Origin of the sequence: Spiroplasma endosymbiont of Lariophagus distinguendus, from assembly GCF_023846195.1 — a bacterium.
In the GTDB taxonomy this organism is placed as follows: Bacteria; Bacillota_I; Bacilli_A; order Mycoplasmatales; family VBWQ01; genus Spiroplasma_E.
This window is the reverse complement of record NZ_JALMUW010000120.1, coordinates 1-1,164: the sequence shown is the minus strand read 5'-3', so window position 1 is coordinate 1,164 and position 1,164 is coordinate 1. Positions and strand designations below refer to the sequence as shown.

General features: G+C 21.6%; 1 protein-coding gene. It reads right to left on the bottom strand.

Features of this window, described 5'->3' with window-relative positions; all coding sequences use genetic code 4:
* Nucleotides 1–41 precede the first annotated feature (41 nt).
* A partial coding sequence (locus M0D11_RS05985; protein WP_252320994.1) for an Mbov_0401 family ICE element transposase-like protein occupies nt 42–1,164 on the bottom strand: 1,123 nt, incomplete at its 5' end.

Here is a 1,164-nt window from a genome sequence, read left to right as displayed (position 1 = left end):
TTAATAAGTTTTTAATATTTTAATAAAAATAAAAATTTTGATTATGTTTTAGAATTCACAAGATTACACTTAAAAATAACCATTTTAATATAAATATCTATGCTATATGTTCTATTACCAAGCATTTCTTTTAAAATATATCAAATATTACTTTCAGCAAAAGTACCAATATTTCATTTTGCACCTTGATTTTCAATTCCTTGTTTATTATTTTTAAAATATTGTTTTTTTAATTTTTTATGATTTTTTAATATTTCATTCATATACTTTATTAATTCATCATATTGACCATTTTCAATAAACTTTCTACAAGTATTATATTCTTCAAAATATTTTCCCTTGTTTCCAGCAATTATTCCTACATACAACTTTTTAACTAAATGAAATTTATCTAAAACAAACTGTGCACCAAGATAATCAGCAACATCTTTAATTCACTCTGCACTATCTCCACAAATAATGATTTTTGCTTGGTCAAAATTTTCAAAAAATCTATTTCCTTGTTCTAAAATAAATTCAGCAGTTTTTTGAACTCCAATTTTAGTTTTTGTTGGTCTTATTATTACATCTACTCTTTTATTAACTAATTTATGATTAACATTATCTGTACAAAATAATACTAAACGCATTGAATATTTACCAGAATTTCGTTTAAATTTTCAAAACTTTCGATGTCCGTCATCAATACTAATATAAATAAATTGATTTGGTTCTAATTTTATTTTAGGAACATCTAATTTATTAACTTGATATTCTTGAAATAATCTACTAATACTTGTTGTACTAAATTTTGTTTGCTTCATAGTATGTAAAATATCAACATATCTTTTTCCGTCAGCAAAATGTTCAATAACATTATTTTTGATATCCTGACAAGTTCTTTTATATTTAGGTAATTCTAATTCTTCATCTAATAAACAAACTCTTACTCATTTTTTTAATTGTTCATCATAATATTTATAATCACGACATTTATAAATAACAAGACCATTGATAGTATTTCTAGTTCTTTCTTTAATTTTAACTGGAATATATTTTCTATCTCTTTCTTTTAATATTCTTCAATCTGTTTTTTCTCATTGATTTTTTATATCATCTCTAAATGATTGATACATTCTTTCAGTTGCTTCTTTTAAAGTTCATAAATAATTAAAACTCATATTT